16 protein-coding genes are annotated in these 20,443 nt (G+C 43.4%); 8 read left to right on the top strand and 8 right to left on the bottom strand.

Features of this window, described 5'->3' with window-relative positions; translation table 11 throughout:
* The coding region (locus OSCI_RS10305; RefSeq protein ID WP_039962067.1) for a DUF3370 domain-containing protein at positions 1-1,340 on the bottom strand (1,340 nt) is incomplete at its 3' end.
* Positions 1,341-1,488: 148 nt separating this feature from the next.
* Here OSCI_RS10305 and OSCI_RS32230 point away from each other — a divergent pair.
* The 8 genes from OSCI_RS32230 (at position 1,489) to OSCI_RS10270 (ending at position 12,774) form a co-directional block, all read left to right on the top strand.
* The gene (locus OSCI_RS32230) at positions 1,489-1,896 is read left to right on the top strand and encodes a hypothetical protein (protein ID WP_019487254.1); all 408 of its coding nucleotides are present in this window, start codon (positions 1,489-1,491) and stop codon (positions 1,894-1,896) included.
* Positions 1,897-1,926: 30 nt separating this feature from the next.
* Complete coding sequence (locus OSCI_RS32225; RefSeq protein ID WP_019487255.1) at positions 1,927-2,409, top strand: hypothetical protein; 483 nt, start codon at positions 1,927-1,929, stop codon at positions 2,407-2,409.
* Positions 2,409-4,376 carry a prolyl oligopeptidase family serine peptidase gene (locus OSCI_RS10295; protein WP_019487256.1) on the top strand — a complete coding sequence of 656 codons (1,968 nt, stop codon included), beginning with the start codon at positions 2,409-2,411 and terminating at the stop codon, positions 4,374-4,376. Before OSCI_RS32225 ends, OSCI_RS10295 begins: the two co-directional genes overlap by 1 nt.
* A 1,243-nt stretch (positions 4,377-5,619) precedes the next feature.
* Positions 5,620-5,859 (top strand): hypothetical protein, encoded by a 240-nt coding sequence (locus OSCI_RS10290; protein ID WP_007354876.1) that lies wholly within the window; start codon positions 5,620-5,622, stop codon positions 5,857-5,859.
* Positions 5,860-6,338: 479 nt separating this feature from the next.
* Complete coding sequence (recN, locus tag OSCI_RS10285; protein WP_007354875.1) at positions 6,339-8,198, top strand: DNA repair protein RecN; 1,860 nt, start codon at positions 6,339-6,341, stop codon at positions 8,196-8,198.
* 324 nt (positions 8,199-8,522) lie between these two features.
* Positions 8,523-11,705 carry a GAF domain-containing protein gene (locus OSCI_RS10280; RefSeq protein ID WP_007354874.1) on the top strand — a complete coding sequence of 1,061 codons (3,183 nt, stop codon included), beginning with the start codon at positions 8,523-8,525 and terminating at the stop codon, positions 11,703-11,705.
* Positions 11,706-11,874: 169 nt separating this feature from the next.
* Positions 11,875-12,414 carry a hypothetical protein gene (locus tag OSCI_RS10275; protein WP_007354873.1) on the top strand — a complete coding sequence of 180 codons (540 nt, stop codon included), beginning with the start codon at positions 11,875-11,877 and terminating at the stop codon, positions 12,412-12,414.
* A 171-nt stretch (positions 12,415-12,585) separates the two neighbouring features.
* On the top strand, positions 12,586-12,774 hold the full coding sequence (locus OSCI_RS10270) for a hypothetical protein (RefSeq protein ID WP_007354872.1): 189 nt from the start codon (positions 12,586-12,588) through the stop codon (positions 12,772-12,774).
* 132 nt (positions 12,775-12,906) lie between these two features.
* Here the strand turns inward: OSCI_RS10270 and urtE are convergent, their stop codons facing one another.
* The 7 genes from urtE to OSCI_RS10235 form a co-directional block, all read right to left on the bottom strand.
* A complete protein-coding gene (urtE, locus tag OSCI_RS10265; protein ID WP_007354871.1) occupies positions 12,907-13,605 on the bottom strand; it encodes an urea ABC transporter ATP-binding subunit UrtE in 699 nt (232 codons plus the stop codon).
* Between the two features lie 65 nt (positions 13,606-13,670).
* Positions 13,671-14,432, bottom strand: a complete 762-nt coding sequence (gene urtD / locus OSCI_RS10260) for an urea ABC transporter ATP-binding protein UrtD (protein WP_007354870.1) — start codon at positions 14,430-14,432, stop codon at positions 13,671-13,673.
* Between the two features lie 154 nt (positions 14,433-14,586).
* Positions 14,587-15,756, bottom strand: a complete 1,170-nt coding sequence (urtC, locus tag OSCI_RS10255; RefSeq protein WP_007354869.1) for an urea ABC transporter permease subunit UrtC — start codon at positions 15,754-15,756, stop codon at positions 14,587-14,589.
* Positions 15,757-15,825: 69 nt separating this feature from the next.
* Positions 15,826-16,986, bottom strand: coding sequence for an ABC transporter permease subunit (locus tag OSCI_RS10250; RefSeq protein ID WP_007354868.1), 1,161 nt, complete (start codon positions 16,984-16,986; stop codon positions 15,826-15,828).
* Positions 16,987-17,078: 92 nt separating this feature from the next.
* Positions 17,079-18,407: an urea ABC transporter substrate-binding protein gene (gene urtA, locus OSCI_RS10245; RefSeq protein ID WP_007354867.1), complete on the bottom strand. Its 1,329-nt coding sequence runs from the start codon at positions 18,405-18,407 to the stop codon at positions 17,079-17,081.
* A gap of 308 nt (positions 18,408-18,715) precedes the next feature.
* The gene (locus OSCI_RS10240; RefSeq protein WP_007354865.1) at positions 18,716-19,030 is read right to left on the bottom strand and encodes a hypothetical protein; all 315 of its coding nucleotides are present in this window, start codon (positions 19,028-19,030) and stop codon (positions 18,716-18,718) included.
* Positions 19,031-19,253: 223 nt separating this feature from the next.
* Positions 19,254-20,381, bottom strand: coding sequence for a peptidylprolyl isomerase (locus OSCI_RS10235; RefSeq protein WP_026103714.1), 1,128 nt, complete (start codon positions 20,379-20,381; stop codon positions 19,254-19,256).
* Between the last annotated feature and the right edge of the window lie 62 nt (positions 20,382-20,443).

The raw sequence follows: 20,443 nt of genomic DNA, 5'->3' as shown, positions 1-20,443 counted from the left end.
AAAGTTTTAACAGTCAAAACCTGCGGCGGCGAAGCATCAGGCGGATAGAGAAAATCGACCTCAACAAGTCGTCTTTCTCCCGATGACATCTTCAATTTTACTAAAGGTTCCCCCTGCTGTCCACGCCGCTGCATTAAATGCACGTAGCGAGTTTGAGGAATTCTACTATCATCAGTGTAGCGAAGCCTTACTGTACCGCGAAAAAAGATTTGATTAGCTGGCGGTTCTAAAAAACTCAATCCTCCCAAAGTTAACCGATCTGTTTTAATTGGAGTTTGAATAGCTATAGTAATATTTTGAGTTTCGCTAGTAGAATTATCAAGGGGTAAACTAAGGTTATATTCAATTCCATAATTGCCGTGAGCAAAGTAGGCTGTATCTGAATATCTTACCAACATCCGAGCACTTTGCACTCGATCCGTGCCTAACATTCCGCGAGGAAGTGTAGATAAACCATAGGAAAAGGCTTTTCCTGGTTGGGGAATACTCAGTTTAGATTCACCAGATTTATCAACTAGGTTAGCTTGCCATCGCGAACCTAAAGCAACTCCAGCAACTCTCCCATAAATGATTCGATCTTCTGTTTTTTCCGGGGGAGTTGGCGCGAGATCGCGGGGCCCGGCAACATCACTATTCTCTAATAAATTTTCCCATTCTTCTAAACTAGGTGCGCGTTCATTTCCTAACGCATCCAGAGGCGCAAACATTGCCAAGTTAGCTATATAAATTTTACCATTACTTCGCAATCGCATCAAGGTAGAGCGCCCATTTAGCGGCGGTTCTAGTTCCCGTACTGGGATAGAATAATTCATTAAAATCTGGCTTTTTCCAGGTAAAATTATTAATTGTGCAGGCACATCAGATTGCCGCTTTCCTCTGAGGATATCACTCATCACGCGACTACCAGGCCCCGCGTAGATATTGCCATCAAGATTGTTTGCATAAGGCGGCAAATCGATAAAAGGTGCATCAGGTTGACTCAGATAGCTTGCGGCCTGTAAGACATCAACTTTCACTGGTTGATTGCTGGGATTGTGTAAAATCAATCCCTGGTATAATGTACGCAAATTTTCGGGCGACCCTTTAGCAATATGGTGAGCAAATATATCAAATCTTCCCTCAAAAGGAAAGTTTAGGTGAGCCTGGGGATATTGTTTGCCATTTGGGGGAAAAGTTGAAAGTAAAATCCCCTCTTTTAACACTAATTCTGGGCTATTACTGTTAAAGGTTGGTACATTATCTAACTGTCCCGGTAAAGGACGTACTTCTTGAATTTGGACAATTTCTTGAGGTGGAGGTGATGTTTGACTGAGGTGGATAATTGGTAAAAAAGGTAGCATTATTTTAACTTAGCTTTGTGTAGTTCTGCTCTCAAAAAAGAACCGCTTGTTTTTGCCAAAGATTCTTTAAACTATTTTACAGTCATATCTAGCTGTGCGATCGCCTTCTAATGATAAAATTTTATGAATCATTGGTACTAAAAGATTAATGACGCGACAGCCTCACGATCAATTTGCCAAACAGTATTTAGCTGAACTACTAGCATCACTAGGAGAAGTAAATGTTAGCCGCGAAGTAAGTGGCGAAGTTCGCCAAATCGATGTCTGGTTTGCACCCGCACCGCAACCTACTGGCGATCGGCAAAATTTAGGATTACTTGGTAAAATAGTATCGAGTCCATGTTTGCTGGAACCTTTTCGGAATCAACCCAGCAAAACAGAGATTCGTAGCTGTATCCTCAAACTATTTTCCCTGCAAAGTGAGTTGCAGCGGCAAGCTAGACGTGAGGATGATGCTATTACTGAAACTGAGTTACCTCAATTGTGGATTTTGACAACTTCAGCTTCGGCTAGCTTACTCGATAGTTTTCGATTTACACTAGATCTAGATAACTAGTGTCAAGGGGTTTACTTTCTAGGCGAGGCGATGAAAACAGCAATTGTTGCAATTAATCAATTGCCAACTACGCCAGATACGCTATGGTTGAGAATTCTCGGAAAAGGGAGAACTCAGCAGCAAGCTATTGATGAAATCATCGCACTACCTGAAACAAATTCCTTACGCACCAATATTTTAGAACTGGTTTCAACCTGGCGAGTTAATCTACAAACAAAACAAGATTTAACTGAAGAAGATCGGGAGTTAATTATGAATTTAACACCAGCTTATGTCCAATGGCGAGAAGAAACTTTGCTACAGGGACGACAGATAGGAGTAGAGATAGGACGCTTTGAAGAACGGCGTATTCTTGTAGAAAACTTGTTAATAGCTAGGTTTGGGTCTATTGATGAAGCACTATTAGCAGTGCTTGAACCAATGCTTGAATTACCGCCGCAAGAGTTAACGCGAATGCTGCTTGAATTATCTCGCGAAGATTTGTTAACTAGATTTGGAAATAGAGAGAATTAATGATGAATCAAATCGCAAATTATGGCTCTTGGAAATCACCGATTACCTCAGATTTAATTGTCTCTGGTACAATTGGACTAGGGGGAATTTCCCTAGATGGCGATGATATTTACTGGATGGAAGGAAGGCCGTCGGAAGGCGGACGTAATGTCATTGTGCGTCGGACATCAGATGGTAAAATAGCAGATGTCACACCACCACCTTTTAATGTTCGCACTCGCGTACATGAATATGGTGGCGGCGCGTTTTTAGTTGCCGATCGCACAGTCTATTTTTCCAACTTTACCGATCAACGCCTTTACTGTCAAACAATTGATTCAGAACCTCAACCGTTAACACCTGTCGGTGACTGGCGTTATGCAGATGGCATCATCGATCGCCAACGAAATCGCCTCATTTATATCCGAGAAGATCATACCACTGGCAGCGAACCTGTTAACACAATAGTTAGCATTAATTTGGATAATGGTGAAGATATCCAAATTTTAGCTCATGGCCATGACTTTTACGCTTCGCCGCGCCTAAGTCCAGATAACTCTCAACTGTGTTGGATTAGTTGGAACCATCCAAATATGCCTTGGGATGGTACAGAATTATGGGTGGCAGAGATAAAAGCTGACGGTTATTTAGGTGAAAAACAATTAGTTGCAGGCGGAGTTAGCGAGTCTATTTTTCAACCTGAATGGTCAAGGGATGGAGTATTATATTTTGTTAGCGATCGTTCTAACTGGTGGAATTTCTATCGCTGGAAACCAATCCAGTTAACAAGTGAGACAAACTCCTTAAAAAAATGGGGAGGGGAAATCGAACCTCTGTGCGAAATGCCTGCTGAATTTGGACTTCCCCAATGGGTTTTTGGGATGTTAACTTATGCCTTTGTTTCAGGTGATAGAATTATCTGTACTTATACTCAACAAGGCATCTGGCATCTAGCTAGTATCGATCTCAAAACAAAACAGTTAACAACAATTGAGACTCCTTACACTGATATTTCAGGAATTAAATCCCACGACGACCGAGTTGTTTTTCTAGCAGGTTCTCCTACAGAATCCACAGCTATTGTACAACTAGATTTAGCAACAAATCAATTACAAGTGCTGCGGCGTGCTAGTGAATTAACCATCGATTCTGGTTATCTCTCTAACCCCGAACCCATAGAGTTTCCTACAGAAAACGGACAGACAGCTTACGCTTTCTTTTACCCTCCCAAAAACCGGGATTACACTGCACCTGCTGAGGAAAAACCTCCCCTGGTTGTTAAAAGTCATGGCGGCCCAACTGCTGCCACTTCTAGCAGTTTCAATTTAAAAATTCAATACTGGACAAGTCGCGGTTTTGCTGTCCTTGATGTCAATTACGGTGGTAGCACTGGTTACGGACGCGAATACCGCCAAAGACTAAAAGATCGATGGGGGATTGTTGATGTTGATGACTGTACTAACGGTGCAAAGTATTTAGCTGAAAAGGGATTAGTAGATAGCCAAAAAATGGCGATTGCCGGTGGTAGTGCAGGCGGTTATACTACTCTGTGCGCTCTCACTTTTCGAGACGTTTTTAAGGCGGGTGCGAGTTATTATGGAGTGAGTGATTTAGAAGCTTTAGCCACAGATACTCACAAATTTGAGTCGCGCTACTTAGATGAATTAATTGGCCCTTATCCTGAACGGCAAGATTTGTATAAACAGCGCTCTCCCATTCATTTTACTGAACGCCTATCTTGTCCAGTAATTTTCTTTCAAGGATTAGAAGATAGAGTTGTACCACCAAACCAAGCTGAGATGATGGTAGCTGCAATTAAAGCCAAAGGTTTGCCAGTGGCATACATTACTTTTGAAGGGGAACAACACGGTTTTCGTCGTGCTGAAAATATCAAAAAAACGCTCGACGGCGAATTCTATTTCTACTCGCGAGTATTTGGATTTGAACTAGCTGATGCTATAGAAGAAGTGCCTATTGCTAATCTTTAGCACTCCTCTGACTATTAGGTAGAGTGGGTTAAGCCACTCTACTAAGTTTGATTGTATTTAACTTACATAACACAGCACTAGCTTATCCCTCTTAGGGCAGATTTTACAAAAATTGACATCACTCCAATGGAATAATGTGCATTCGTAAATTTAGCTGCTGTTAAATTATGTTACAGCTTAAACTTATTACAGAGTAAAAGCGATCGCCTTAGCAATCCTGACATTGGCTTTCACGGCATAGATTCTTCCCCTCCTGATAGCTTGCGGTGAAATAACAGTTAAAGCAGATATTGTTTTCTTCAAGGCTCTATGCTATCATCCAAACCATACTCGCTATCGAGTACAAATTTAAAAGTAGTCACAACCTCAACCCTAGTTGAGTGAGTGAGTAGATGTCGTTTGACAGCAGCGTTGAAAATAAAACTTTTTGCGGATCGATCTCAAAAAGCTTATCCTCAACAATAACCGCGTCTTTAGACTCGGAACTGTCAAAAAATAATAACAACTCCGTTGAGTACAAGGTTACTGATTCAAACTGTCAGCTAACCGCAAACACATTAACGTTCACAGACAAATTTAACTTAACCAAACTCAACCTAATTGATAGTAATGACTTACATTTCTATCAAAAATAGGCAATTAAGCAGGTGCAGCTTATTAGTTGCGCTTGCGGCGGCTATTTAAACTTATGTATAACAGCCGCTAGAAATATTGAAGTGCCAGTAACGGAAAAAGCGATCGCCAATGATACGTAGTAGGAAAAATTCTGAAACGGATTGTAGGTTTAAGCGATAAAAACCGATACTAGCAGACTTTTGAGCAAGCTTAAAACACGCTAAAAATTGGTATTCTCGCTCTAAATTTGCTAGTAAATAAATAACTATAAAACTAGCACCTGATAGGTAAGAAAATCTCTTAAAGCGTATTGATACCAGACAACTCTATCAGTAAAAATAAGGCTACAAAATTCTTAGCTGTAGGTAGTTTTAAAACTATTTTAAAACTATTGTATTAATTGTTCGCACCGAACAGTTTTTCGGTGCTAAACAGTGCGTAAACAGCTTAATTTGGATTTTAGTCTTGAGAGAGTGTTGAGCTAAATATAACTCAGCACCGCTTCTGTTTGCTTTAATAAATAGGGCAAAAAACTTGAGTAAATCTAATTCATTAAAAATGATTTTAGATGTACAATTAAAAGCTAAGTATCGTTATTTAACTGAGTTCTTTACTGAATATTACTCCTATGAACGTGGATTTTATCAAAGCCCAAGTCAGGTTATTGCAGGGTGCAAGTGCCTCCGAGCAAGAAACCAGACTAAAGAATATCGGTGTTTGTGCGGGAGTTATCAAGGCTGGAGAGTATCTAACACCGCAGCGCCGACACGCCGTTACTCTCTGGCTGCGAGCTAATGCAGTTCGCCTCCGGCTTCCGCAACTCCCGATTGAATTTGCAGTGGAAAAAAGATCGCAATCAAGCAGTTAAATAATAATCTACCCGTCAATCATAATCTGCACCAGTTTCGTAACTTTTCTATCTATCAGCTCTCCATTTTCTCAATAGTTTACTCTTCTAACAAAATCCCTATAAATCACTTTAAAAGGAGGTTGAAAAATTACAGTTTAGAGTTTAGATAGAGTTGTATGTTATTGCGTTTTAACGCTAAAGTGCAACAATATACTTGGGAGCATCCAAATTTCGGATTAAATTTTCATGCAGTTTCGGGTGCTCCCCCGCACTTTTTGAGTATATTATAGCAACCGCCAAGGCGGTTTAAGAGGGGCTAGGGGCTAGGGTCTAGGGGCTAGGGAAGACGGAAGAAGGGTTTAGAATCAGGGTTTTAAATTCAGAATGTCCTAACTGCCTTGGCAACTGCTATATTTAATTCCGATTGCCTAGTCGCGGCACTTTATACCAGCATCAAAGACTTTTTTATCCCTTGTTGAGGTTTCTACCCGCCATCCATGCTCCTATCTCTCCGAATTGAAAACTTTGCCTTAATCGATAGTCTAAATATCGATTTTGGCCCCGGTTTAAACGTCTTTACAGGCGAAACAGGTGCAGGTAAATCAATTATCTTAGATGCTCTAGATGCTACTTTAGGTGGCAAAATTGACCGTCGCGCCATTCGTACAGGAACAGCGCGGGCAATATTAGAAGCTACTTTTGAGTTAGATCGATCTGCGGTTCAATGGCTGAACGAACAAGAAATAGAACTGATAGATGGAAACTTAGCAGTTTGTAGCCGAGAACTTACGGCTGCTAGCGGTGCATTTCGCAGCCGATCGCGCTTAAATGGTATTCTCGTTAATCGCCAACTGATGGATCAATTGCGCGATCGCCTCGTTGAAATTACCGCCCAAGGTCAAACAGTACAACTCGGACAACCCGCCCTTCAGCGTGAATGGCTCGACTTCTACGGGGGTTCGGAACTCATTAATCATCGCCAAGCAGTAGCCGCCGCCTATACCGCCGCCCAACAAGCCGCCGCCGCCCTCACGCGCAGACGACAATCCGAACAACAACGCTTGCAAAGGCTCGATCTCTTGGAATATCAAGTCCGCGAACTTGGTGAAGCCAACCTCAGCCAACCAGACGAACAAGAACAACTCGAACAAGAACGTACTCGACTCGCCCACATCGTAGAACTACAAGAGAAAAGTTACAAGATTTATCAAGCCCTCTACCAGAATGATACCGGGGCCGCCGCCGCCGGCGATTTGCTCAGCCTTGCGGAAAGTTCCCTCAGCGATATGACAGTTTATGACCCCCAATTGCAGCCCATACTAGAAATGGTCAGCGACGCTTTAGCTCAAGTGACAGAAGCAGGTAGGCAAATTAGCAGCTATGGCGAACAATTAGAGACAGATCCTCAAAGACTTGAAGAAGTAGAAGAACGGATTCGGGAACTGAAACAAATCTGCCGTAAATATGGGCCTTTGAGCGAAGCGATCGCCTACTACCAGAATATCCAAATAGAACTTAAAGAACTCCACGACGGGGGCGAATCAATGGAAGCCCTAGAACAAGCCCATATAGCCGCTTTTGAGCAGCTTAAAAGCGAGTGTCATACCCTAACATTAAAACGCAAAGCAGCAGCCCTTAAACTCGAAACTCGCTTAGTGGAAGAACTTAAACCTTTAGCAATGGAGAAAGTACAATTTCAAGTAGAGATTAGTCCTTGTTCTCCCACAGCCGGAGGTGCAGACGCGATCGCCTTCTGTTTTAGTCCCAACCCCGGAGAACCCATGCAACCATTAGGCGCGATCGCATCAGGAGGAGAAATGAGCCGCTTTCTCTTGGCCCTCAAAGCCTGTTTTTCCCAAATAGACAGTTCCGAAACCCTAATTTTCGACGAAATCGATGTCGGAGTATCGGGAAGAGTCGCCCAAGCGATCGCCCAAAAACTTTACCAACTCACCCACAGACATCAAGTCCTCTGCGTCACCCACCAACCCCTCGTCGCGGCTATGGCCGACTCCCACTTCCGAGTTAATAAACAAATCATCGCAGACGCAGGAGATGGGAGAGAGCGGGAAGATGGGGGAGAATTTTCCAGTTTGGCAACTCCCAACCCGCCTGAAATCCGTACAGTTGTTAGAGTCACCCTGCTTGACAACCAAGAGAAACGGCGCGAAGAACTAGCCCAACTTGCCAGTGGTAGATCCGCCACAGAAGCGATCGCCTTCGCCGAATCCCTCCTCGCCGAGGCCGCCATCCTCCGCCAAACCCACTCAGAACAGCAAGCGATCGACCTCAAAAGCCAAAATCACACCAGAGGAAGCCATCAAAAAACTTACACCGACAAAAAACGCAAATCCTAAGTTAACTCTATCCAGCCCAAAAATATTTAAAATGCTAGCAGACGACAGTTGCAGGATTAAACCACCACCTATATAGTGCCAAGATGACAGAAATTCTGGCTGAAAACCACAATTGTAGAAACCAGCACACATATTAGCAAGTTATGATGCAACAATCATGGCAAGGCTAGACCCTACCCAGATTTAGCAACAGCCCACTATCCAAGTAAACTGGGAATAAGTCTTAGACTCTGCTTACTAGGTGCTATCTACCCGCCCTGGTGAACTTGCCCACCCCTCACCCGTCAAAGACCAACCCTTACGCAATAGCCTCTGTAAAGGTCTATGAAATCTGCATCTCCCAACGTATCTATGGACAACGCTACCACCGCCGTGATAGATGTTGTCCCTCAGAATGACAATCATCAGGTTCAGCATCCCAAACCTAACTCTAGTAGCAGTTCTCTCACCATAGCCCAAGGAAACTTCTCTACCTTCCTCGCCCCCCTTAACAAAGACAACTTTAAGCACGTCACTAGAGATGTAGAAGATAAGCTGAGAGTTGTTAATCAAACGCTAGGGATGTTGGACAATCTACTGGACAGCCAGGGATTTGATGCCATCCTGAATGAAATGTTGCAGTCCATCACCCTCAAAACAGGGGAATTGTTGAATGCAGACCGCAGCACTATTTATTTATTAGATGACGAAAAAGATGAACTCTGGTCGATTGTCGCTAAAGATGAAAAAGGCAACAATCTAGAATTAAGATTTCCCTCCACCGCAGGTATAGCCGGAGAAGTAGCTACCTTTAAGAAAGTTGTTAACATTGGCTTCGATTTCTATGACGATCCGCGCTCAGCCACCGCTAAGAAGATGGATCAAAAAAATGGATATCGCACCTTTTCCATGCTGGCGATGCCTCTGCTGAATGAGGACACAGGGGAGTTGGTAGCAGTAGTCCAACTGATTAATAAATTAAAAATAGATCACGAACCTCATGGACGATTAGAAGACAAAATTGATACCTGTGGATTTACCGCAGAAGATGAACAAGTATTTAGAGAATTTGCACCCTCAATTCGCCTAATTTTAGAATCTTCCAAGTCTTTTTACGCAGCAACTCAAAGACAGCGTGCCGCAAGTGCGCTGATGAACGCCGTCAATGCACTTTCTCAGAGCAGTTTAAACTTAGACGATACCCTTGCCAGAGTAATGGATCAGGCAAAAGAATTAATGAACGCCGATCGCAGTACGCTTTGGCTATTAGATGAAGATAAAAATCAACTCTGGACAAAAATTCCCATCGGCGGTAATTTACAAGAAATTAGAATGCCCAGAAATGCCGGCTTCGCTGGCATCGTTGCCGAGTCAGGAGAACCTCTCCTATTACCCTTTGATGTCTATGACGATCCCCGCGCCGTCAAGTCAAAGGAAACCGATCAAAAGTCGGGATATCGGACTTGCAGTATGCTATGTATGCCTGTCTTCAATGCTGACGGCAAATTAATAGGAGTTACCCAATTAATCAACAAAAAAAGACAGGGAGAATATCCCGCCTACGACTCCGCAAACTGGCCGGAAGCACCAGATCAGTGGCGGTCGAGTTTTAACCGCAATGATATGGAATTTATGAAGGCGTTCAATATTCAAGCTGGAGTCGCCTTACAAAATGCTAAACTTTTCGCTGAAGTCAAGCAGCAAGAACAAAGACAAAAAGATATGCTCCGCAGCTTGACAAATGGCGTAATTTCTACAGATAAGAATGGTCATATCGTTGCTACCAACGATAGTGTAAAAAAACTACTGGGAGCTACCGATGCCGACCTCGCAGAAGGCAAATGCTTGCGCGAGTTAATCAATCTAGAAAAAGGGAATTTTATCCAGTGGTTTGAAGCAGCTTTGTCACCCAAAGAGGAGAAAGACCGCCGACAGTTTTACCCAGACCAAGTTTTACTACCCCTCGAAGGCGAACCCCAAAGTGTTAATTTATCAATTAACTCAATGGCAGATGCAGTCGATCCTGATAAAGTCAATGGGGCGCTATTAGTCATGGAAGACATTAGCGGGGAAAAACAAGTAAAAAGCCTGATGTACCGTTACATGACCCCGGAAGTAGCCGAAGCTTTGTTAGCTTCCGGTGACACTGGACTCGGCGGTAAGCGCAAGCACGTCTCAGTGCTGTTCTCAGATATTCGCAGCTATACCACATTAACTGAAAAATTGCAAGCAGAAGAAGTGGTAGCGATGCTGAACGGATATTTTGAAGAGATGGTAGATGCCGTTTTTAAATACGGCGGTACTCTCGATAAATACATCGGCGACGCACTGATGGCTGTATTCGGTTCCCCCGCACCTCTGGAAGATCATAGTTGGTGCGCCATGCAAACCGCCGTAGAAATGCGGGAACGCTTAGTGGAATTCAATGCTACTCGCGTCAAAGATGGCTTAATGCCAATCAGTATTGGTATGGGTATCCATTCCGACGAAGTGGTGAGCGGTAACATCGGCTCCAGCAAGCGCATGGAGTTGACATCCATTGGCGATGGTGTCAACCTCGCCTCTCGCTTGGAAGGTACTTCCAAGCAATACGGTACAGACTTGGTGATCAGCGAAAATACTTATAAAGATTACGCTGAGCGCCTCTATGTTCGGGAACTCGATTTCATTACCGTCAAAGGCAAAACCGAACCTGTCACCATCTACGAACTTTTAGGCATCCGTGCGGGCTTTTCGCCAATTGGCAAACCCCTTAGCGAAGCTCAGCAGAAGGTGATAGAACACTATGAAAAGGGACGCGAGTGCTACAAACGACCAGTGAGCGAAAAGCTTTCTGACCGAGAGATTAGAGAGGTGTTAGATAGAGTCAAACAGATGTCTGCGGCTGAGATCAAGAAGCTGTCGTACAATGTCGAAGAGCAATTAGAGTATCAGCTTAAAAAACTGCTGTATTACATTAAAAAGCTGCCAGAGGCGAAAATCGCTAGACCCGGTAAGAAAGACGAGCTGATTAAGTTGCTCAAGCCTGAAATCAAGCTGCTGTCTTTGGAAACGATTAAAAATCTCTCCGAGGACGAAGTGAGAGTGCTGCTCAAAGCTAAAGTTAAGCAGATATCAGCAGAGGATATTAAGGAACTAGGAGAGGGCGATGCTAAAAAGCTTTTGGAGATCGAAGTTAGGCAGCCCTCAAAGCCTCAGATTAAGAAACTGACATCCGCTGAGATTAAGCAGCTATTAGAGGCTAAAATTAAAAGTCGGTCAGTCGAGGCAGTCGAGAATTTTTTACACGAAGAATTCCCGAACTTATCCCTAGATCAAGTTAAGAAGCTGCTCTCTGAGGTCAAGAGGCTGTTAGAACCTAAAGCTAAGCAAGCGTTTAAAGATGCTGACAGTCAATTTCACTCTGTTCTGGAAGCAGACCCCAAAAACAAGGCAGCTAAATTGCACATTGAGCGCTGTATGCTATTTCAGCACCAGCCTCCAGATGTCCTCAACTGGGACGGCGTTTGGAAACTCACGGAAAAATAAAAAACCTTGCGGCGGGGATCGCCGCAGGGTTGCCGCCCCCCCGCCCGAGAAGTCGAGAACTTCACTCAATTCTGTAGGGCCAAAAAATTGCTGTCAGTTAACCTCAAAGAGGTTTATTGGTAGAGAGTTAATGTTCTAGTCTTAGATATAGGAACTTTAAGCGCTAGTTATGAGTAATTTGAATTCGCAGTCCGCAGATATCGATTGGGTGGAAGACGTTTACCAACTGTTGATGGATATTGCTCGCTGCTCTTTGTCGGATATTCCCAGATTACCAGAGAACTTTTCTCAAAAGGCTCTGCCTCTGTTACAGAAGGTACAGAGTATTGAGGAAAGTCACGATGGGCAAGCAATCTCAAGTTCGCACTTTGGGTACGAGCGTGAGTGGGCACAGCAAGTGCGTCAATTTTTGCTGGAAATCACTAGCGTCTATTTGTCAGAGCAACCAAGAATGCCGGAAAATCTGGCAGGGAGAGCGATCGCACTGGCAGAAAAAGCCCAGGCTATTAAAGAAGTCGCAGAAAATGAAACGCCCTCGGCAGATGAATCGGACACCTCAGTGCCTCATCCAGAGGTGCTGCTGCAACTCCTACGTGAGAGCTTCAAAATTCAACGCTCCAAAAGCAGTAATCCAGATGCTCCCCAATGGCAGCAAGCGATTACCATGCTGGACGTAGTGCAGGGAATGTATAACCAAGTCCATGAGTGAATCAGTTTCGGCGCTCGACGCTTCCTCCCCATCCTTGCGAGCGGCTGGGGAGATATCTCTTTGGAGGTAGATTCAGGTTTTTGTGTAAAAAAGCTGGAATTGTGTTAGAATAACTTATAGTTATTTTTAGATCGCTTTCAGTGAGATCACAATAGCGTATCTACATTCCTTATGGAATCCAATAGTCAGCCTGCCAGTCCTTCAGACCGACCTCCTCAGCAAACGCTAGCCAATATTGTCGGAACTGCGATCGCTGTATTGACATTAACGCTGCCCTTGTGGGCGATCGCACAGTATTCTCCCACTAATATTCAGATTTGGCAACAAACACCCTATCAGCTCCAAAGATTTCCGCAGTGAACGGGAGTAGTCCTTGATCCTTCGGCGATTGAAATCGCTACTACACGAACGAAGTCCGCCTACGCGGACTAAAAGATAACCTGAGTTAGTATCAGGAGTCACAATTCCTGCTGTACAAATCCTTTCAGACCCCTACACTGCCAAAAATCTCTGAATCACTTCGTCGCTAAGTTCGCTAGTATTTCCCGATGCTACAATACCGCCTTTTTGCATCGCGTAGTACCAGTCAGCTTGACGCACAAAATGCAAGTGCTGTTCTACTAACAATACTGAAATACCCTTAGATGCCACAATACCCCGTACAGCCGCTTCAATTTCCAGAATAATAGAAGGTTGAATCCCTTCTGTAGGTTCGTCTAAAACCAATAATTGCGGCTGTCCCATCAATGCTCTAGCAATAGCTAACTGCTGCTGCTGTCCCCCGCTTAAATCGCCACCCATGCGAGAAAGCATAGTTTTTAACACAGGAAATAACTCAAATATCTCATCGGCAACTTCTTGCTTTGTCGGCCTGATTTTTCTGGCTTCCAAACCTAAAAATAGATTTTCCTCAACAGTCAAACGGGGGATAATCTCGCGGCCTTGCGGGACATAACCAATACCCATTTTCGCTCTTTTGTCAGGAGATTTGGAAACAATACCTTCTCCGCAAAAAGCAATCGCACCACTCCGAGGTTGCAGCAATCCCATCAGCGTTTTTAGCAGAGTAGTTTTCCCCACTCCATTGCGGCCAATTAAGCAAACCATTTTCCCCGCCGCCACACTCAAATCCACATCGCGAAGAATGTGGCTTTCACCATAGTAAACATTTAAACCAGAGATTTGCAGCATATTTTTTGGTAATGGGTAATAGGTAATTGTTAACGGTTAACTGTTAACGGTTAACGGTTAAATCTTTAAGCGGCTTTGTGCTCTTCTTCTGGTTTTCCTAGATAAACTTCAATTACACGCGGATCGTTTTGTACTTCATCCATACTTCCCTCGCACAAAACCGAACCTTGATGCAAAACCGTTACTTTTCTAGCAATTTGCCTGACAAACTCCATATCGTGTTCAATCACTAATACGGAGTGACTTTCAGCTAGCGAAATCAGTAAATCACCAGTCAAAGCCGTCTCTTCATCAGTCAAACCCGCTACAGGTTCATCTACTAATAATAAATCAGGAGACTGAGCTAATAACATCCCAATTTCTAACCATTGCTTTTCACCATGAGAAAGTAAACCAGCCGCAACGTCAGCTTTAGCAATTAAACCAATAGTTTCCAGTAAACCAGTCACCGTGCGCTTTTCAGCAACTGGAGGACGCTGCACCAGCGTTGAAAAAACATTTTTTTTGCGGTTACAAGACAGCTCTAAATTTTCCCTTGGCGTTAGATTCAGGTAAACTCGCGGCGTTTGAAACTTGCGGCCAATTCCTAAACGAACAATTTCATGTTCCGATAATTGACGCAAGTTGCGTCCTTTAAATATAACCCGCCCCTCAGTCGGCTGCACCTTACCCGTAATCACATCCAGAAACGTCGTTTTCCCGGCTCCATTCGCCCCAATTATCACTCGCAACTCACCCGCATCCATACTGAAATTAAGCGCATTTAGGGCCTTGAAACCGTCAAAACTAACGGTTAAGTTCTCAATTTCTAAAATTTTCTCGTTCATAAACTTAGTAATTGGTAATTGGTAATTGGTGATTGGTAATTGGTAATTGCTAATTGCTACACCGAAGTAGTTTCAAAGTATTGCGATTGCTTCGCTTCGCTCGCAATGACAACTGACAACTAACAATTAACAACTAACAACTAACCACTAACTATTATCTCTTCTCCAACTCTTCCCTTTCACGCTGTACTTCTGGATCTTCTTCCAAACTAGGATAAGTAACAGCATACCGATCTCTACCCAATAATCTCTGAAACAGTTCCCACCCTTGAAAACGCAGCCATCCAACTAAACCATTGGGAAGCACCATAACCACAATTAAGAATAGCGCCCCCTGGAAAAATAGCCAAACTTCAGGAAATTGTTCGCTCAACAAACTCTTACCAAAATTCACTAAAAGCGCCCCTACCACAGCCCCAACTAAACTAGCACGACCTCCAACTGCTACCCAAATTACCATTTCAATTGAAAAAGCAATATCCATCGCCTTCGGTGAAATAATCCCCGTTTGTACGGTGAATAAAGCACCAGCAATTCCTGCCAAAGCAGCAGAAATACCAAACACTACAACCTTAAAATCAGTGGGGTCATAACCTGAGAAACGCACCCGAACTTCATCATCGCGAATTGCGATTAGCAAGCGACCAAATCGGCCGCTAGTCAGCCAGCGACACAGGGCATAAGCACCTGCTAAAAATAATATTGTCAGAGTGTAAAAAATAAACTGCGTCTGCGGTGAATTAACTGTCGCCCCAAATATGGTTTTAAAATCAGTTAATCCATTAGTACCATTAATCAGTTTTTGTTGCCCGTTAAAAAAATTGAAAAATACAATTGTTGCCGCTTGAGTCAGAATTGAAAAATATACGCCCCGGATGCGATTGCGGAACACTAAATAACCGAGAAATGCCCCTAAAAATGCAGGCACAAGTACTACTGCTATTAAGGACAAAGGGAAAGAATAAAACGGTTGCCAAAACCAAGGGAGTTCAGTAACTCCGTAGAGATTCATAAATTCTGGCAATTTAACGCTGGCATCTGCGGGAATTTGCAATTTCAAGTACATGGCAAAAGCGTAGCCACCCAAAGCAAAAAATACCCCGTGTCCCAGACTCAGCAAACCAGTGTAACCCCAGATTAAATCAATACCAAGGGCAGCAATTGCCAAGGCAAGAAATCGTCCTAATTGGTTGAGGCGAACGCTGGGGAGGATCGCAGGCATGATAAAGATTAAAATGAGGGCTAAGCCAGCGATAATTGCTGCTTCAATAACAAGCGCACGCCTTTCTTCATTTACTAAAAATCCCGGTATTTCATGCTTCATTCTTTTCTCCTTATTTCTTCTTAGTTGATTTTTCTCTAAATCTTTTCCTCTCCTTTCTTCCTTCTTCTTTTATCCTTCAACTGTCCGCCCTTTCTGCGGGAAAATTCCTCCCGGCTTCACCTGAAGAAAAGCAATAATTAGTGCAAATACCATTACCTTTGCCATGCTAGTTGTCGCAAAGAAAGTAAAGAAATCAGCCAAAGGTTTAATCGGTGCCAGTATTAAAGCTAGCGTACCGGAACCAATCAAATAATTAGCCGTGCCAATAGCCATCGCCGCTACCACACTTCCTACTATTTTGCCGACACCTCCGACAACTACAACCATAAAAGTATCAACCACATAGTTTTGCCCCGTATTTGGCCCTACTGAACCCAGTAAACTAATTGCACAACCAGCAACTCCAGCCAACCCAGAACCTAGAGCAAAAGTTAGAGCATCCACTTGCTCAGTAGGGATTCCTAAACAAGCGCTCATGCTGCGGTTTTGCGTGACTGAGCGAATGCGAAGGCCCCAAACTGAACGCTGTAAAAATAGGTAAATTCCTACTAAACAAATCGCTGTAAGGGCGATGATAAAAAGTCGCGCATAAGGTAACTGAAAATTACCTAAAGGCAAACCGCCGCGCAGCCATTTAGGTGCAGTCACATCCACATTTTGAGCCCCAAACCAAGGCTTAGTCACATCTAACTTATAAGTTTGTCCTAAAAATGCACAAGCCGCCCAGGAAATGGCCAAAGATAAGGGCAACATTACAGCTACAATCCACTTACGAACTCGCTCGAAATCAGGGCGGCGGCGCAATACCCACATTCCGCCAAAAAATAGTAAACAAAACACGACAATTCCCGTTACTAATACCCAACTTACACTCCGCACAAACTGCTGTAAGATCAGACTAACGCCCCAAGTTGCCAGCAGAGTTTCTAAAGGTCTGCCATAGAGATAACGAATTACCCCTCGTTCCAGAATCAATCCCATGATTGCGGCAACTAAGAAAGCCAGAGGCAGGGCAAATAAAATATAAACTTCAAAGGCAAATCCTCCCACACCTTTGAAGTAGTTCTGCACCACAAAAGTAGTGTAAGCTCCCAACATCATTAACTCGCCGTGAGCCATATTAATTACGCCCATCAGCCCAAAAATAATTGCCAAACCCAAGGCAGCAATTAACAATACAGCGCCAATGCTAATTCCATTGAAGATTCCATCTAAAATTTGTGGTAGCAACCGTTTACTCCTTTTTTCATAGTTAGGAACTTAGGACTATAACGCCGTCTTCTGGGCAGTCAATCACCACCCAGAGGGCAGCGTTACGAACTCTAAGTTTGTTTGAACTTGCCTGGATCGGGTGCAGTTTTATTAGTCCAGTCACAAGTAAAGCCTTTAGTATCAGCGACAAACTGATTCCAGGGAATAGGTTTTACGGCCTCTGGAGTTGCAAAAACGATGTTAAATAAACCATCATCTCTAACTTCACCTAGTCGCACAGACTTAGCAAGGTGATGATTATTTTCCAGCGTGACTTTACCGCCGGGAGCATCAAAAGTTTGGCCCAAAGCTGCTGCTCTTACCTTCTCTAAATCATCTGCTGTTCCTGCTTTCTCAACTGCTTGCTTCCACAGGTAAACCATAATGTAAGCAGCTTCCATCGGGTCATTTGTTACTCGCTCTGCGCCGTATTTTGCTTTGAAAGCGTCAACAAATTTTTTATTCGCAGGAGCGTCAACGGTCATAAAGTAATTCCATGCCGCGTAATGACCTTTGAGATATTCCACGCCAATTGCTTTGACTTCTTCCTCAGCAATGCTGACCGACATTGACGGATACTTATCTGGCCCTAATCCTGCACCCTGTAACTGCTTAAAGAATGCTACGTTGCTGTCGCCATTTAAGGAATTGAAAATCACGCCACCGTCAGGCAAAGCCGCCTTAATTTTGGTAATAATCGGCGTAACTTCAGTACCTCCAAGGGGAATGTAATCTTCGCCAACTACTTCGCCACCTTTCTCGGCTAATTGGGCCTTGATAATAGTGTTTGCCGTGCGGGGAAAAACGTAGTCAGAACCAACTAAGAAGAATTTTTTACCTTTGTTTTGCAACAGCCAATCAACGGCGGGTTCTATCTGTTGATTCGGTGCGGCACCTGTGTAAAAAATGTTCTTGGAACACTCTTGACCTTCGTATTGTACGGGATACCAGAGCATATGATTTTTCTGCTCAAATACTGGCAATACCGCCTTACGACTAGCAGAAGTCCAACAACCAAAGACAGTGACAACTTTATCCTGGTCAATTAATTTTTTAGCTTTCTCTGCGAAAGTCGGCCAATCAGATGCGCCGTCTTCTACGATCGCTTCAATTTGCTTACCCAGTACGCCACCCGCTTTGTTAATCTCCTCGATCGCTAACTGTTCGGCATCAACGACGCTCTTTTCGCTAATTGCCATCGTGCTGCTTAGAGAGTGCAAAATACCTACTTTAATGGTATTTCCGCTGCCGGCTGCTGGCGACGGAGATGCACTAGGCGTTGGAGAAGCATCAGAACTTGCTGTAGGAGTTGGACTCTTGCAAGCTTTCAATAGCAAACTCGTTGCCAGGGTAGCTGAACTGTATAAAAGAAATTGCCGCCGATCAAATCGCTTTACCATGTCCTTTCTCTAAGTCCTAAATAGATGAGTTAGGTGATATTGCAGCCTATCACATTACGGTGTGATATTAGGACTAGGTTAAGTGTTTAGTTGTATTTTTAGATACAAAAATCAAAGTTGACAAAACGAAGATTTAGTGCATGGGGTTATTTGATTTTTTTCTGGATAATTTTCGCGCGATCGCCGATTACTAATTAGATTACTAATTAGATATGAAGTTTTATAAAATGCGGAGGGGTGCGATCGCGTGTTTGGAGTAAACTACCATCTTTATCAAGAGCGATCGCCAAGTAATAATAACCTCAAATTTACCATTCTTGCTCCGAACTTGGAGGTAAACGCAACTTCGGAAATCGATAAAACGTATCTCCCTCATCATCTACTTCTAAAACTGCTGAAAAAACCTGAACTTGCCGCTTTAAATACTGTTCAGCAACTTGAGCCTCAACCCTAGCCTTTGCCGCCAGTTGAATCAAAGAAACCTGGCTATTTTGTTTTTCCAACAACAGATAAAAAGCCTCATCTAACTGTCGCTTCTGCTTCTTTTCATTGACACTATTTAAAACCAATAATCCTAACAGAGAACCCAAGCCAATTATAAATACAAATTGTAGAATTGCCATAGTAATAAAACCACTTATTCAAACGAATGCTAAACATAAATAGTATAGCAACTGTCTTGGCGGTCAGGGGGCTACTAAGTGCTCAAACCTTTGCTGAAAATTGTTCTCTAGCTGTTGCCTTTCGCCCTCGGCCTTTTCACAAAAGCTAATCTAGCGAGAAAAAATTTGTAATTAGTAGAGACGCGATCGTTCGCCTCTCTACTAAAAAATTATTAATTCTCCACTAACTAGCTTGAGGCTGAACCAAATTCTTTGCTCCTCGAATCACCTTAGCAGAAATAATTGCATCTCCCTGCTTCAGGTTCTCCAAAACCTCTTTCCCATCAATCACGTAACCGAAAACAGCATAGCGACCATCTAACAAATTGAGGCCAGCAGGTGTTAACTCTGGTTCAAACAGGAAAAAGAAAAACTGCGAAGAAGCACTATCTGGTTCCGCTTCCACTCGTGCCATCGCCACAGTACCATAAGCAGAAAAAGGCAAAACTGGCTGATCGCGATAGCGTCCTGCATCTTCTAAAGTAATCCCATAAGTCGGTTTTTTATCCCCTCTAACCATTACCTCCAAAGGAATATTACGGTATACCCCTGTAGCTGGATCGATGAAACCAACTTCAGAACCAGGCGGATCTCCGGCTTGTAGTACATAAGATTCTTCAGAACGAATAAACTTCAAACCGTTGTAAAAACCCCGTTCTACCAAGTCAACAAAATTGCCAGCCGTCACAGGAGCGCTATAGCCATCAACTACAAACGTAATCTGTCCTTTTTCAGTTTCCATCTCTATTGTAGCCCGACCTTTAAGTTGAGGCAGATGAGAGTATTCTGAAGGTACTTCAAAAGGAAACTCCTTCACCATCAACTCTTCGAGGTCGGCAATTTTATTGAGAAGTTCGCCTTTTTGTTTGCCTACTTCTTCCTTGTCCTTGACCTCAACAGCTTTTTGCAATTCTGCAACTCCGGCATTGATCTCTGCAATTAGGGCTTCAGCTTCAGGTTTTTGTTCATCAGAAATACTTTTTAGAATCTCATTTGAGCGGATACTCAGAACCTTTGAAGCCTTTTTAACATCGTTACCAATCGGCCCCCAACGTTTAGCTAGGATGTGGTTGCTAATATCTTCTAAACTGGTTTGGATATCTCGCACCGCCTCATTATCAATGGGTAAGGCGTACCGCAGGAGGGCCTGGCTATCAGTAATGGCATTACCAGCAGGCATACTGCTAGAGCGTCTTGCCGCCTGGGAAACTGGGCTTAAACTTAACGAAAGGGTAAATAGCAGCAGTGCTAAGATGCTTATCTTGAGCCAATGCTTGCCCGTATCAATCAGGAAATTACGCAAATCCAGCATAAGTTTAATATTTTATGATCTTTCTCATCTTCCCACAGGGCCGTCCGCCCTTTGACTTATAG

The sequence above is a fragment of the Kamptonema sp. PCC 6506 genome (genome assembly GCF_000180455.1).
In the GTDB taxonomy this organism is placed as follows: Bacteria; Cyanobacteriota; Cyanobacteriia; order Cyanobacteriales; family Microcoleaceae; genus Kamptonema; species Kamptonema formosum.
The sequence above is the reverse complement of the archived record's forward strand: the minus strand, read 5'-3'. Positions and strand labels throughout refer to the sequence as shown.